The sequence below is a fragment of the Roseovarius sp. B-10 genome, from assembly GCF_056859295.1.
In genome coordinates this window covers 215,358-228,430 of record NZ_JBSXOE010000042.1, presented here as the reverse complement: position 1 = coordinate 228,430, position 13,073 = coordinate 215,358, and the positions used below count along the sequence as shown (strand labels likewise).

The window sequence follows — 13,073 nt, the reverse complement described above, 5'->3', positions numbered from 1 at the left end:
GGCCTACTCCACCACCACGATCCGGCTCAGACCGGCGGCGCGCAGGCCGTCGCTCACCTTTATGAGCCGTTGCAGGGGCACGCCCTCGGCGGGGCGCAGCACGACGATGTCGGAGGGTGCGGACATCAGCGGGTCGAGCGCCGCGGGCAGGGCCTCGGGGGCAATGGCCTGCCCGTTGAGGGTGAGGCTGTCGTGGCCGATGACCACCAGGCGCGGCGGGCCGTCATAGACCGTCGCGCCGCCGCCTGTGGCCATGGGCAGGCCCAGGTCATGGCCGAAGCGCGCCGCCAGCATGAAGAACACCAGCAGCAGGAACACCACGTCGATCATTGGCGTGAGGCTCGGGCGGCGGGCGTGGCGGGGTGTGCCGAACTGCATCATGGCCGCGCCTCCGGCGTGGTGAAGATGCGGGTGGCGGCGTCCTCCATGTCGGCCTGCACATGGTCGGCCACGCTCTCGAACCAGGTCAGAGCCATCGAGGCGGGGATCGCCACGGCCATGCCCGCCGCCGTCGTCAGCAGCGCTTCCCAGATGCCGCCGGCGAGTACGGACGGGTCGGCGCTGCTGCCGCTCGTCTGAAGCGCCTGGAAGGCGGCGATCATGCCCAGCACCGTGCCCAGCAGCCCCACGAGGGGCGCGATGGTGGCTATGAGTTCCAGCACGCGCAGGCCGGTGCGCGCCTCGTTCAGCAGGGTCTTGGCAACGCGGGTGGTTTCCTCGCGTGCCTGCGCCTCGGTCCAGCGGGAGGCCTGTGCTGCCTCCATCGCGGCAAGGGCGAGCCGGGCGCGCAGGCTGCGGCGTGGGCGCAGGAGGGCCGTGGCCTCGGTAGCCTGCCCGTGCTGCCAGAGCGCCACCGCGCGTTCGGTCATCGCGCCCGACCACGCGCCGGTGAGCATCAGGCGCCAGATTTTCCACAAGATGAGTGCCAGCGTCAGCACGGAAAGCGCGGCGATCACCCAGAGCGCCGGGCCGCCGCGGTCGAGAAAGCCGGTGAGAGTAGTCTCATCCATGACGGGCCTCCTTGGCGGTGTCGGTGGATTGCCAGAGCGCCACGCCGCGCGCAACCGCGTCATGCACGGCGCGGCCCACGGCCTCGCCCACGCCTGTGTGGAGCCCGGCATAGCGCGTGGTCCCGTCGGGCGCGGCGATGGCGATGCAATCCGTGCCGGTGCCGGTGGCGGGTCCGGTGGGCAGGGGTATTTTCGCGGCCATGATTGCGGCGGTTCGGGCCTGGGTCGCAATGCTGAGCGCCTCGAGGCGGGCGGCCTCGGTCAGAGCGGCGTCGATCTCCACCGCGACGTTGATGGTGCCCCAGCCATGCGTGGCGAGGGGCCGGCGGGTGCCCACCGACTCGGCGTTGGAGAGGCCCACGGTTGCCACGGCGTGGGCGCGGATGCCGTCGGCCTCGGCCTCGGCGGCGGTGAAGCGGGCGATGTCGCAGGACGTTAGAAAACAGACCGCGTCACGCGCGTCGCGCGCGGCCAGTTGCGCGTCGAGCCACTGGATCACGTCGAGATGTTCGGGCAGATCGGTATTGCGCACCTCGCGCCACAGGATGCGCCGGGCGCGCACGAGGCCGGGCCGGTTCACGGCCCAGCTAAGCACCGGCATCTCGTGCGGCAGGTCGAGGCAAAGCCAGGGGGGATCGAGGCGGGGCGCGGTCATCGGATCACCTCGAGCGGCTGGAAGACAGGGCCCTGGGGCGTGGTCGCGTAATGGGCGCTGACATGGAAGATGCGGGCGAGGTTTTCGGGCGTGAGCACCTCGGCGGGCGGGCCGTCGGCGGCGATGCCCCCCTCGCCGAGAAGAATGAGCCGCGTGCAATGTCGTGCGGCGAGGCCGAGGTCGTGCAGGGAGGCGATGACCGCGCGGCCCTCGCCCGCCAGCCGGGCAAAGACCTGCATGGTGGCGATCTGGTTGGCCGGGTCGAGCCCCGCGATCGGCTCGTCGGCCATCAAGAGGGGGGTCTGTTGTGCGAGCGCCCGGGCGATGAGGGCCATCGCCTGCTCGCCCCCCGAGAGCCGCGTCGCGGTGCGGTGGCGGAGGTGCTCAAGCCCCATCGTTTCGAGCGCGGAGTCCACGTGGGCACGATCCTGCGGCCCCATCCCCTGCCAGCCGCTGACATGCGGCGTCCGCCCCAGCGCGACCAGTGTCTCCACCGTGACCGGCCAGGCAATGTCGCGCGCCTGCGGCATCCACGCCGCGGCCCGCCCGCGTGCGGGCGGTGGCAGGGCAGTAAGGCTGCTTGTGCCCTCGTGCGGCAGCAGGCCGAGGGCCGCGCGCATGAGCGTGGTCTTGCCCGCGCCGTTGGGGCCGATGAGGCCGATGAACTCGCCAGCCTCCACGTCGAGGGTGACGTAGGTGAGGATCGCCCGCCCGCGCAGGCGCACCGAGAGATCGTGCAGGGAAAGCAGGGTCATGCCTGTCCTCCCCGCGTTTTGTAGATGAGGTGGAGGAAGAGCGGCGCACCGACGATGGCGGTGAGCACGCCGAGCTTCAGGTCGCGTTCGGGAAGGACGAGACGCACGGCAATATCGGCGGCGAGCACCATCGCCGCGCCCCCGAGGCCCGAGGCCCAGAGAAGCCGCGAGGGCCGCGCGCCGACGAGCGGGCGCAGGAGGTGCGGCACCACGAGGCCGACGAAACCGATGGCGCCGGCCACCGCCACCGCCGCGCCGACCATCGCCGCGGTGCCCAGCACCAGCGTGAGCCGCAGGCGCGCGAGACGCAGCCCCATTGCCTCGGCCGCGTCCTCGCCCAGCGTGAGCGCGTCGAGCCCGCGCCCCAGCGTCAGGAGCGCCACCCCGCCCGCCAGCATCAGCGGAGCCGCGAGCCAGACATGGGTCATCGAGCGGTCGGCGAGCGAGCCCATCATCCAGAACACGATTTCCGAGGCGGCATAGGGGTTGGGCGAGAGGTTGAGCACCAGCGAGGTGAGCGCCGCGGCGAGTGCCGAGATGGCGATGCCGGCGAGGATCAGCGTGATCGACCCGCCGCGCGGCCCCGCCAGCAGCAGGATCAGCAGCACGCCGGAGCCCGCGCCCGCCAGCGCCGCGACCGGCAGGGCGAGCGTGGTGACGGCGGCGAGGCCGGTATGGATAGCCAGCACCGCGCCCAGCGCGGCGCTGCCCGACACGCCGATCAGTCCCGGCTCGGCCAGCGGGTTGCGCAGGTAGCCCTGAAGCGCGGCACCCGAGAGCCCGAGACTCGCCCCGATCATCACGCCGAGAAGCGCGCGGGGCAGGCGTATTTCGCGCATCACCAGCGGTTCGGGACCGTCGCCGCCAAGGATCAGCGCCGACAGACCATCAAGCGCGCCGATGTGCGCGGGCCCCACGCTGAGCGAGGCGAGGAAGAGGGCGGTCGCGAGCGCCGAGAGGCCGAGCGCGAGCGGTTTCATTGCAGCCCCTCCCGCGCGGTGACGAGCGTTTCCACCGCGTCCAGCACGTGTGGCGTGCCGCAGATCCAGTCAGGCGAAGTGATGCGCAAGCCGGCGGTGTCGGCGGTGAGGGCGGCTAGGGCCGGGTGGGTCATCACCGCCTCGGATCGCGAGGCGCCGGGCAGTGGAGTGCCGCGAATGAGCAGGTCGGGCGCGGCCATGACCAGCCGCTCCAGCGGCACCGTGCCGCCGCCCCGCAGGCCGAGAGCGCGCGCGACATTGCTGAATCCGGCGGCGCGCAGGATGTCGTCGGCCAGCGTCCCGCTGCCCAGACTGTAGCCGTTGGGGTGGTAGAGCGCGGCGCTATGGGTCGTGGTCTCCGCGCGCAGCGTCTTTAGCCGCGCGTCAAATTCGGCAATGAGCGCCGCGCCGGCCTCTTCGTGGCCCAGCACGCGCGCCATTTTTGCGATCAGTGCGCGGGTGTCGTCGAGAGATTTCACGGTGTCGAACTGCACCACGCGCAACCCCACCTGACGCAGCATTCCCACTGTTGCGGGATCGGTATAGATCCCGGCCAGCACGAGGTCGGGATCGAGCAGGTAGACCTCCTCGGCGCGGCCGTGGTTGGCCTTGTAGGCGCGGGCCTCGCGGGCCATCGCTGAGCTGTGCGGATCGGCGGCCAGCTCGGAGACCGAGACGAGCTGTCCGGGGGCGGCCAGCATCATCGCCAACTGATCGGTGCACAGGTTGATCGACACGACACGGGCAGGAGCCGGGCCGGCGCTGACCGAGGCCCCCGCGAGCGCGAGGGCCAGGCCAAGGGCTATGAGCCTAGAAAGACGCACGCAGCCCCGCATAGGCCGCGCGGCCAGGCGTATTGAACCCGCCCGCCGTCTCGTAATCCTCGTCGAAGAGGTTTTCCACGCGGAGCAGGGCATCGACGCTGTCGGTGACCCGGTATGTGGCGTTGACGTGGAAGAGCGTGTAGTCGCCCACCTTGTTCGCCGCCGGGGCAAAGGGCGACGGCGTTACGCCGCCGATATGCTGAACCGTGAACTGCGCGTCGAGCCGGGGCGAGATCGCGGCGCCGAGGCCGATGGCCACGTCGTGTTCGGGCACGCGCGCGGCGGCGGCGCTGTTCTGCTCTGCATCGGTATAGGTGTAGGCACCGGTCAGGGTCAGGAAGGCGTTGATCGCCACCTGTCCCGAAAGCTCGATTCCCTTGCCCTTGAAATCGCCGGTCTCGAAACAGCCGAATCCGCTGGGACAGCGGGTCGAGGTGCCATCGAAGAATATCTGGTTGTCGATATCGGTGCGAAACAGCGTGGCGCGGACGAAATCGTCGCCCTCGAACCGCTTCTCGATCCCGAGATCGTAGCTTTCGCTGGTCTCGGGCTGGAAATTCGGGTTGCCGAAGAACGGGTCGAGCTGCACCAGAGTGGGCGCGCGGAACCCGTCAGAGGCCGAGGCGCGCAGGATCAAGTCCTCCTGGATCCGCCACGCAAGCGCGGCGCGCGAGGACCATTCGCCGGAAAACTCCGAATGGTCGTCGTGGCGCACGGAGAGGGCGATATCCACCGCGTCGGTGGGGGCGAGCAGCACCTCGCCCTGCACGCCGGTGATGTCGATGGCGAGGTTGAGGTCTTCTTCCTCGGTGTAGTCCGCCCCGAAATTGACCGACCAGATGCCGCCAGAATCATAGCTGCCGCGGTAGTCGATGCGCTGGCGCTCGCCTTCGAATGGCGTGGCGAAACCGTTGGAGAAGGAGGTGCGGTCGCTCTCGAAATAGCTCAGTGCCAATTCGTGGTCGAAGGCCCCGGTGGCGAGCTCGGCAAAGGCACGCGCGCCGTGAGCCTCGCTGGTGTTGAACTCGTCAAACGGTGCGGTTCCGTCGCCTCCGAACTCGTCAAACTCGGCGTCGCTGTCGATGTGGAGCGCGCTAAGCCCGGCGGCGAACGTGTCCGTGAACTGGTGGCGCAGGTAGAGATTGGCCCGGCGCGCCTCGGAGCCGTCCGGCTCGGAGCCCGCAGCGGAGGCGGAAAAGCCGTCGGTCTCTGTTCGGCTGAAGCTGAAGGCAAGATCGGTGCGGTCGGTGCGCGCGGTGAGGCCGAGAACGCCCCGGCGGAAATCGTAGCTTCCGGCCTCGACTTCGGCAAAGCCGTGGACGCCGTCCTCGGTGGGGCGTAGGCTCTGGATATTGATGACGCCGCCCACGGCGTTGAGCCCGAAGCGCGCAGATTGCGAGCCCTTGAGCACCTCGATCCGGCCGAGCCCCGCATTGGTCAGCCCGCCGAAATCGAAGCCGCCGCCGCTCGAGGCGGGGTCGGTCACGTCGATACCGTCGATGAGCACCGGCACGTAGGCCCCGCCGAGGCCGCGAATGCGCACGGTCGAGGTGGTGCCGAGTGGGCCGTTGGCCGAGGCGGAGATGCCCGGCTGGAAGGTCAGGAAATCGCCCAATCTGGCCGTGGGCGCGTCACGCACCTCCTCGGCGGGCAACACCTCGACGGTGGAGCCGCTGCGCTCGAGCGCGGTCTGGGTCTGGTTGGCGATCACGGTGATCGTGTCGAGATCGAAGCCCTCCTGTGCGAGGGCCGGGGCTGTGGCGAGAGCGCAGAGCGCGCAGGTTACGAGATATCTCATGTCATGTCCCCCAATACCGGTTGTCGGCATAGTGTTGTCCATCGGGTCGGTCGTTGGAAAAGGACATGCCTCTCCGCAGACGGTGAAAGTGCCACCACTACGGAAAAGGTCCGTTATCCACGGCGCGCCCCGCGCCCGGATAGGGTGATCACTTCGGCAGGTCTCCTGACTTGCGGGTCATCGCTTGGCCGAACCTTCCCACACCCCGCTCGGGTGCAGTGGCATTTTTCCGGCCTCGCTCACCGCTTACAGTTGCGGGGGCAGTCACGGATTTGATCCGATGATCGGATCGCACCGTATTCCCTATTACCGGGGTATTTTCCCGGACCGAAGCAGCCCCGCGTTACGCCTGAAGTCAGATTCGCGCAAGTGTAAATCGCGCTTGCCGCGCGTCGCACGCGCGCGGTATCCCTGCGCCGCCAAGTGGATTTCGAAAGGGTGCGGGTCATGGGCTGGGCCGAGTATGTGGTGGCGCTGGCGGTGTTTTTCCTCAGCCATACGCTGCCGCTGCGGCCGCGCGTGAAATCGGCCCTGGTGGCGCGATTCGGTCAGCGGGGGTTTGCGTTGGGCTACTCGGCGCTGTCGCTGGGGGTGCTTTACTGGGTGTTGATGGCGGCGGGGCGCGCGCCCCATGTGCCGCTCTGGGGTTGGGCGGCGTGGCAGAAGCATGTGACGTTGCTCGCGATGCTCGCAGCCTGCGTGCTGGCGGCGCTGGCCATCCGGCGGCCCAACCCGTTTTCCTTTGGCGGTCGTGCGGGAGCCGGGTTCGATGCCGCGCGCCCCGGCATCCTGCGCTACGCGCGCCATCCGCTGCTGGTGGCGCTGGCGCTGTGGGCGGGCGGGCATATGGTGCCCAATGGCGATCTGGCACATGTGGCGCTCTTCGGTCTTTTCGCGGGGTTCGCGATGCTGGGGCAGCGCATCGTGGACCGCCGCCGCAAGCAGGCACTCGGGCCCGAGTGGGAGCGGCTAGACGCGGCGCGGCGCGCCGTGCCGGTGTGGCCGCCGCGCCCGGCCTCGGTCCGTGGCGGTGTTGCCCGGCTGGGGCTGGGTCTTGCGGCGTTTGTCGGGCTGCTCGCGCTTCACCCGTTGGTCATCGGCGTTTCGCCCCTGCCGTGAGCCCCTGCGACCATTCGGGGCACTTGACCCCGCGCGCCGCACTCGCCAAGAACCGGTGCGAACGAGAGGGAGTAGTCGGGAATGGTGCGCAAGGCCGAGAACGGCGCCGATCTGCTGGATCGCGAGAAATCAAAGCGCGTACGCGCGCTGGCCGAGCTGTGGCCGTTCCTGCGTCCCTACCGCAAGCTGCTGGCCGCTGCCGTCTCGGCGTTGGTGCTAACCGCCGCAGTGGCGCTGATGCTGCCGATGGCGGTGCGCCGGGTGGTGGACAATTTCGGCGGCGAGGATGGCGCGCTGCTTGATCAATATTTCGGCGCGGCGCTCGTTATTGCGGCGTTGCTGGCGCTGGGCACCGGGCTGCGCTACCTGCTGGTGTCGCGGCTGGGCGAGCGGGTGGTGGCCGATATCCGCAAGGCGGTGTTCAACCGGGTGATCGGAATGAGCCCGGCCTTTTACGAGCGGGTGATGACCGGCGAGGTTCTGAGCCGGATCACCACCGACACCACACTCATCCTGTCTGTCATCGGCTCGTCCGTGTCCATCGCGTTACGCAATCTGCTGCTGTTCTCGGGCGGCATGGTACTGATGCTGCTGACCTCGGCCAAGCTGACGGGTCTCGTGCTGTTGATCGTGCCGCTGGTGGTCGTGCCGATCCTGTTTCTGGGTCGGAAGATGCGCGTACTCAGCCGCGAGAACCAGGACTGGATCGCCAACAGTTCCGGCAACGCCTCCGAGGCTCTTTTGTCGGTGCAGACGGTGCAGGCATTCACCCATGAGCGCGAGAGCCGGGCGCGGTTCGGCGATGTGACCGAACGTAGTTTCGAGGTCGCGCGCCGCCGCGTGAATACCCGCGCGCTGATGACCGTGATCGTGATCTTCCTCGTCTTCACCGGCATTGTCGGCGTGTTGTGGATCGGTGCGCGGGACGTGCGGGCCGGTGAGATGAGCGCCGGTAGCCTCGTGCAGTTCGTGATCTACGCGGTGATGGTGGCGGGCGCGGTGGCGGCGCTGTCGGAAATCTGGGGCGAGTTGCAGCGCGCGGCCGGGGCGACCGAGCGGCTGGTAGATCTGCTGCACGCAGACGACCCGGTCCGGGACCCTGCGGCACCGGTGCCCGTGCCGCAGCCGGTGCGCGGCGCGATCGCGTTCGAGGGCGTGCGCTTTGCCTATCCGGCGCGGCCCGAGACCCCGGCGCTCGACGATTTCAGCCTGTCGATCAAGCCCGGCGAGACGGTGGCGCTGGTCGGCCCGTCGGGAGCGGGCAAAACCAGCGTGATCCAGTTGATCCTGCGGTTCTACGACCCGGAGGAGGGGCGCATCACGCTCGATGGCGTGGCGCTCGCAGAGATGGCGAGGCACGAGTACCGCCAGGCGCTGGCGCTTGTGCCGCAGGAGCCAGCGATCTTTGCCGCCTCGGCGCGCGAGAACATCCGTTTCGGCCGGCCCGAGGCCAGCAATGCCGAGATCGAGGCGGCCGCCCGCGCCGCCCACGCAGATGATTTCATCGCGCGTCTGCCGCAGGGCTACGACACCTATCTGGGCGAGCGTGGCGTGATGCTGTCGGGTGGGCAGAAACAGCGCATCGCCATCGCCCGCGCGATCCTGCGCGACGCGCCCGTTCTGTTGCTGGATGAGGCTACGAGCGCGCTCGACGCCGAGAGCGAGCGCGCGGTGCAGACCGCCGTCGAGGCGATGGCGCAGACGCGCACCACGATCATCGTGGCGCACCGCCTTGCGACGGTGAAGAAGGCGGACCGCATCGTGGTGATGGACCAGGGCCGGATCGTGGCGCAGGGAACGCATGACAGTCTCGTCGCGGAAAACGGGCTTTATGCACGGCTGGCGCGGCTGCAATTCACCGATGGCGCCGCGGCCTGAGCGCGGCGAACGGTCCCTTGCCCAAGGCCCCGCAATCTGGGATAACATCTAAGACATCAGATCGGAGACGCCCATGCGCGCACGCATCTACAAACCCGCCCGGACCGCCACGCAATCGGGCGTGGCCAACACGCAGAAATGGATGCTGGAATTCGTGTCCGAGTCTGCGCGGGAGATTGACCCGCTGATGGGGTGGACCTCGAATGCCGACACGCAGGCGCAGGTGCGGCTGCGTTTTGACACGAAAGAGGCGGCGCTTCAGTACGCCCGGGAACACGGCATCGACGCGGTGGTGCAGGATCCGCACAAGCGCAAGCCCAACATCCGCCCCGGCGGCTATGCAGAGAACTTCTCGACCAAGCGGCGGCAGGTCTGGACGCACTAAGCGTCATCCGCCAGTTCCGGGCGCCTTCCGGATTACGCGGAAAGTACCGTTACTTCACGACCTGGTCACTTAACCCGCCATCAGCGCCTCGGCGGCGGCGCGGGCCTCTTGGGTGACATGCTCGCCCGAGAGCATACGAGCGATTTCGTCCACGCGGTTGGCCCCGTCGAGGGTGCGCACGGTCGAGAGTGTCATCTCGTCCTCCACCCGTTTCTCTACCCGCCAGTGATGCGCCCCGCGTGCCGCAACCTGCGGCGAATGGGTGACAACCAGTACCTGCCCGTCTGTCGCCAACCGTTCCAGACGCCGCCCGACCGCGTCCGCCGTGGCGCCGCCCACGCCGCGGTCGATTTCGTCGAAGATCATGGTCAGCCCCGCATCAGGGGCGGACAGGCAAAGCTTGAGCGCAAGCAGAAAACGGCTCAACTCGCCCCCCGAGGCGATCCGGCTTAGTGGTCCGGAAGGCGCGCCGGGATTGGTCGCCACGGTAAAGCTCACGGCGTCGTGGCCCGAGGGACCGGGATCGGCAGGGGCGATTTCGGTCGTGAAAATGGCGCGTTCCATCCTGAGCGGTGCAAGCTCGGCCATCACGGCGGCGTCAAGTCGAGCGGCCGCCTCGCGGCGGGCGTGGCTCAGTGCCGTTGCCTCGTGGTCATAGCGCTGTGCGGCGGCGTCCCGGTCTGCGCGGCGGGCCGCCAGATCGCTGTCGCCCGCGTCGAGCGCAGCCAGTTGCGTGCGCAGGGTGTCGGCGAAAGCAGCGAGGTCATCGGGCAGAACGTCGTGCTTGCGCGCCAGCCCGCGAATGGCAAAGAGGCGTTCTTCGCTGCGTTCGAGGTCGAGCGGGTCGAAGTCGAGTGCCTCGAGCGCGGCCTGTGTCTCGCGCCCGGCCTCGTCGAGTTCGACCAATGCGCGCGAGAGCGCGGCGAGTGCACCATCGAGCCGCCCCTCGGCCTTGTCGGAGACGCCTTCGAGCCAGCGCAGCGCATCGCCCGCTGCCCCCTCGGCCCCATCGAGGCCAATCACCTGCGCGGCGCGGGCGATATCCTCGCGGATGCGCTCGGCCCCTTGCATCAGGCGGCGGCGTGTATCGAGCGTCGCCTCTTCGCCGGGCTGCGGGTCGAGCGCATCAAGTTCGGCCACCGAATGGCGCAGGAAATCCTCTTCGGCGCGCATGGAGGCGAGAGCCGCCTCGGCCTCGTCAAGCGCCTTTTGCGCAGTGGCGCGGTTGCGCCACGCCGCCCGGACGGAGTTGCGCTGCGCGTCCAGCCCGCCGAAGGCGTCGAGCATGTCGCGATGGCCGCGCGGGTCAAGCAGGCCGCGATCATCGTGCTGGCCATGCAGTTCCACGAGCGTCGCCGAGAGCCGCCGCAGCACCTCGCCCGAGACGCGGCGATCGTTGACCCAGGCGGTCTTGCGCCCGTCCTGTGCGTTGACGCGGCGCAGGATAAGGTCGTCCTCTTCGGGCAGCCCGGCCTCGGCCAAAACAACGCGGGCCGGGTGATCGGCGCCGAGCTCGAACACCGCCACGACCTCGCCGCGTTCGGCCCCTCTCCGCACCAGATCGGCGCGCCCGCGCCAGCCCAGCACGAATCCGAGGCAGTCGAGCAGGATGGACTTGCCGGCCCCGGTCTCGCCGGTGAGCACGTTTAGCCCCGGCCGGAACCCGAGCTCCAGCCGGTCGATGATGAGCATGTCGCGGATTTCGAGCGTCGCCAGCATCCGGTCATTCCATGGGGCAGGGGCGCACCCCGCCGCCCCCTAGAGCCACCGACCGAGCACGGTCTGGCGGTAGATTTCCTGCAACCAGCCGTCACCTGCGGCCTCGAGCGTGTGACCCTGACCGGTCAGGAGCGCGTAACTCTGCTCGTACCACTCGGTGCCGCGGAAATTGTGGCCAAGGATCGCGCCGGCGGTGCGCGCCTCGTCCACGAGCCCGAGCGAGAGGTAGGCCTCGACCAGGCGGTGCAGTGCCTCGGCGGTGTGGGTCGTGGTCTGGAAATCCTCGACCACCACGCGAAAGCGGTTGGCCGCGGCGGCGAAGTTGTCGCGCTTGAGATAGTAGCGCCCGACTTCCATTTCCTTGGAGGCGAGATGATCGTAGGCGAGATCGAACTTGAGCCGCGCAGACGTAGCATACTCGCTTTCGGGGTAGCGCTCGATCACCTCGCGCAATGCCTGAAGGGCCTCGAAGGTGAGCTGCTGGTCGCGGCCAACCTCGTCGATCTGATCATAATAGCTCAGTGCCAGCAGATACTGGGCATAGGCGGCGTCCTCGTCGGCGGGATAGAAATCGAGATAACGCTGCGCGGCCGCGCGGCTTTCCTCGTAATTGCGGTCTCGGTGATGGGAAAAGGCCTGCATGATGACCGCGCGCTTGGCGAACCCGGAATAGGGATAGAGCCGCTCGACCTCGGCGAAGCTCTGGGCGGCGAGCTTGGGCTTGTTTCGTGAAAGATCGTACTCGCCGCGTTCGAATATCTGTTGCGCGGTGTAATTCTCGTAGTTGAGATTGCCGCGCTCCACGCTCTCACCGCCATCGCAGCCTGCGAGAAACAGAACCACGAGAGCCGCCCCCGCGATCTGCGCCGGACCCTTGCCGATTGTCATGCACATTCTTCCCGTCGTGTTTCGCAAAGGCGTTCCCACCGCCACGCTCTCGCTCTAGCACATAAATCTGCGGTGCAAAACGGGTTTGGCGCGGGGAACGTGATCGCGGGTCAGGCGACGCGGGGAATCTCGCCGACATGCACGCCGGCACCGGGCAGGCGCGCTGCCGTGGCCGCGTCACAGGTGACGATCCGATAGTTGGCCTGATCGGAAAACAGCGCGTGCAGCAGGTCGTTGGTGAGCGCATGGCCCGCACGCATCCCCTGGTAGAAGCCGAGGATCGGAAGCCCCGCGAGCCCCAGATCGCCGACCGCGTCAAGCATCTTGTGACGCACCGCTTCGTCGGCGTGGCGCAGCCCGCCGGGGCTGAGTACCTCGTCGCCGTCTACGACGACGGCGTTTTCCATCGTGCCACCGAGCGCGAGGCCGTTGGCGCGCATGGTCTCGACATCGGCCTTGCGACAGAAGGTGCGCGAATTCGAAAGCTCGCGCACGAAGCTGCCATTGGACATGTTGAGGCTCTTGGTCTGTACGCCGATGGCCGCGTCCTCGAACTCGATGGTGAACTCGATGCGCAGCGTATCGTCGGGCGAGAGCCGCGCGCGTGCTGCGCCATTTGTAACCTCGACGGGGCGCAGGACGCGGATGGCGCGCACCGGAGCGGCCTGCGGTGTGAGGCCCGCGGCGAGTATCTTGGTGACGAACGGCACGGCGCTTCCATCGAGGATCGGAACTTCCGGACCGTCGATCTCCAGCGTGGCGTTGTGGACGCCGCACCCGACCAGCGCTGCCATCACATGCTCGACGGTCGAGACAGACGCATCGCCCGCGCCCACCAGCCGCGTGCAGAGCGGCGATTGCACCACCCGGTCCCACAGTGCGGGAATTGGTGGGGTGGTTTCGTCCAGATCCGTGCGGTGAAAGACGATGCCGGCCCCAGCGGGCGCCGGTCGCAGCACGAGACGCGCGGGCTTGCCCGAATGCAGGCCAACACCGTCGAAACTAACCGCCTGTCTGATCGTTCTTTGCACGCTCTGTTCCGATCATTCGACCAGATGGCTC

At 68.4% G+C, this 13,073-nt stretch carries 13 protein-coding genes and 1 riboswitch; of the genes, 3 read left to right on the top strand and 10 right to left on the bottom strand.

All coding sequences use genetic code 11. From position 1 onward, the window contains the following. Window positions 1–3: 3 nt before the first annotated feature. The 7 genes from AC13D8_RS18785 to AC13D8_RS18755 are packed head-to-tail and all read right to left on the bottom strand — an operon-like array spanning window position 4 to window position 6,022. On the bottom strand, window positions 4–378 hold the full coding sequence (locus AC13D8_RS18785) for an ExbD/TolR family protein (protein ID WP_482970164.1): 375 nt from the start codon (window positions 376–378) through the stop codon (window positions 4–6). Next, on the bottom strand, window positions 378–1,010 hold the full coding sequence (locus AC13D8_RS18780) for a MotA/TolQ/ExbB proton channel family protein (RefSeq protein ID WP_129431921.1): 633 nt from the start codon (window positions 1,008–1,010) through the stop codon (window positions 378–380). The genes AC13D8_RS18785 and AC13D8_RS18780 overlap by 1 nt, the downstream gene beginning before the upstream one ends. Then, window positions 1,003–1,665 (bottom strand): adenosylcobinamide amidohydrolase, encoded by a 663-nt coding sequence (locus AC13D8_RS18775; protein ID WP_482970106.1) that lies wholly within the window; start codon window positions 1,663–1,665, stop codon window positions 1,003–1,005. The genes AC13D8_RS18780 and AC13D8_RS18775 overlap by 8 nt, the downstream gene beginning before the upstream one ends. Continuing rightward, a complete protein-coding gene (locus AC13D8_RS18770) occupies window positions 1,662–2,420 on the bottom strand; it encodes an ABC transporter ATP-binding protein (RefSeq protein ID WP_482970105.1) in 759 nt (252 codons plus the stop codon). The genes AC13D8_RS18775 and AC13D8_RS18770 overlap by 4 nt, the downstream gene beginning before the upstream one ends. Beyond that, window positions 2,417–3,400 carry a FecCD family ABC transporter permease gene (locus AC13D8_RS18765; RefSeq protein WP_482970104.1) on the bottom strand — a complete coding sequence of 328 codons (984 nt, stop codon included), beginning with the start codon at window positions 3,398–3,400 and terminating at the stop codon, window positions 2,417–2,419. The genes AC13D8_RS18770 and AC13D8_RS18765 overlap by 4 nt, the downstream gene beginning before the upstream one ends. After that, complete coding sequence (locus AC13D8_RS18760; protein ID WP_482970103.1) at window positions 3,397–4,224, bottom strand: ABC transporter substrate-binding protein; 828 nt, start codon at window positions 4,222–4,224, stop codon at window positions 3,397–3,399. Before AC13D8_RS18760 ends, AC13D8_RS18765 begins: the two co-directional genes overlap by 4 nt. Beyond that, window positions 4,211–6,022, bottom strand: coding sequence for a TonB-dependent receptor plug domain-containing protein (locus AC13D8_RS18755; RefSeq protein ID WP_482970102.1), 1,812 nt, complete (start codon window positions 6,020–6,022; stop codon window positions 4,211–4,213). Before AC13D8_RS18755 ends, AC13D8_RS18760 begins: the two co-directional genes overlap by 14 nt. Before the next feature lie 138 nt (window positions 6,023–6,160). Beyond that, window positions 6,161–6,369, bottom strand: a riboswitch (cobalamin riboswitch). 100 nt (window positions 6,370–6,469) lie between these two features. Here AC13D8_RS18755 and AC13D8_RS18750 point away from each other — a divergent pair. From AC13D8_RS18750 to AC13D8_RS18740, 3 genes are all read left to right on the top strand, one after another. Then, window positions 6,470–7,141, top strand: coding sequence for an NnrU family protein (locus tag AC13D8_RS18750; protein ID WP_482970101.1), 672 nt, complete (start codon window positions 6,470–6,472; stop codon window positions 7,139–7,141). Window positions 7,142–7,222: 81 nt separating this feature from the next. After that, a complete protein-coding gene (locus AC13D8_RS18745; RefSeq protein WP_482970100.1) occupies window positions 7,223–9,019 on the top strand; it encodes an ABC transporter transmembrane domain-containing protein in 1,797 nt (598 codons plus the stop codon). Between the two features lie 73 nt (window positions 9,020–9,092). Then, a complete protein-coding gene (locus AC13D8_RS18740; protein ID WP_482970099.1) occupies window positions 9,093–9,404 on the top strand; it encodes an ETC complex I subunit in 312 nt (103 codons plus the stop codon). A gap of 69 nt (window positions 9,405–9,473) precedes the next feature. Here the strand turns inward: AC13D8_RS18740 and recN are convergent, their stop codons facing one another. From recN to lpxC, 3 genes are all read right to left on the bottom strand, one after another. Then, entirely contained in the window at window positions 9,474–11,123 is a 1,650-nt protein-coding gene (gene recN, locus AC13D8_RS18735) for a DNA repair protein RecN (RefSeq protein WP_482970098.1), read from the bottom strand. Between the two features lie 39 nt (window positions 11,124–11,162). Beyond that, complete coding sequence (locus AC13D8_RS18730; protein ID WP_129431930.1) at window positions 11,163–12,011, bottom strand: outer membrane protein assembly factor BamD; 849 nt, start codon at window positions 12,009–12,011, stop codon at window positions 11,163–11,165. Window positions 12,012–12,121: 110 nt separating this feature from the next. Further along, window positions 12,122–13,042, bottom strand: a complete 921-nt coding sequence (lpxC, locus tag AC13D8_RS18725) for a UDP-3-O-acyl-N-acetylglucosamine deacetylase (RefSeq protein ID WP_482970097.1) — start codon at window positions 13,040–13,042, stop codon at window positions 12,122–12,124. Window positions 13,043–13,073 lie beyond the last annotated feature (31 nt).

What these genes read in the sequence shown, in the direction of transcription:
- AC13D8_RS18785 (WP_482970164.1), bottom strand. Translation starts at nt 378, where the DNA reads ATGCAGTTCGGCACACCCCGCCACGCCCGCCGCCCGAGCCTCACGCCA.
- AC13D8_RS18775 (WP_482970106.1), bottom strand. Translation starts at nt 1,665, where the DNA reads ATGACCGCGCCCCGCCTCGATCCCCCCTGGCTTTGCCTCGACCTGCCG.
- AC13D8_RS18745 (WP_482970100.1), top strand. Translation starts at nt 7,223, where the DNA reads ATGGTGCGCAAGGCCGAGAACGGCGCCGATCTGCTGGATCGCGAGAAA.
- AC13D8_RS18755 (WP_482970102.1), bottom strand. Translation starts at nt 6,022, where the DNA reads ATGAGATATCTCGTAACCTGCGCGCTCTGCGCTCTCGCCACAGCCCCG.
- AC13D8_RS18740 (WP_482970099.1), top strand. Translation starts at nt 9,093, where the DNA reads ATGCGCGCACGCATCTACAAACCCGCCCGGACCGCCACGCAATCGGGC.
- recN (WP_482970098.1), bottom strand. Translation starts at nt 11,123, where the DNA reads ATGCTGGCGACGCTCGAAATCCGCGACATGCTCATCATCGACCGGCTG.
- AC13D8_RS18770 (WP_482970105.1), bottom strand. Translation starts at nt 2,420, where the DNA reads ATGACCCTGCTTTCCCTGCACGATCTCTCGGTGCGCCTGCGCGGGCGG.
- AC13D8_RS18780 (WP_129431921.1), bottom strand. Translation starts at nt 1,010, where the DNA reads ATGGATGAGACTACTCTCACCGGCTTTCTCGACCGCGGCGGCCCGGCG.
- AC13D8_RS18730 (WP_129431930.1), bottom strand. Translation starts at nt 12,011, where the DNA reads ATGACAATCGGCAAGGGTCCGGCGCAGATCGCGGGGGCGGCTCTCGTG.
- AC13D8_RS18750 (WP_482970101.1), top strand. Translation starts at nt 6,470, where the DNA reads ATGGGCTGGGCCGAGTATGTGGTGGCGCTGGCGGTGTTTTTCCTCAGC.
- AC13D8_RS18765 (WP_482970104.1), bottom strand. Translation starts at nt 3,400, where the DNA reads ATGAAACCGCTCGCGCTCGGCCTCTCGGCGCTCGCGACCGCCCTCTTC.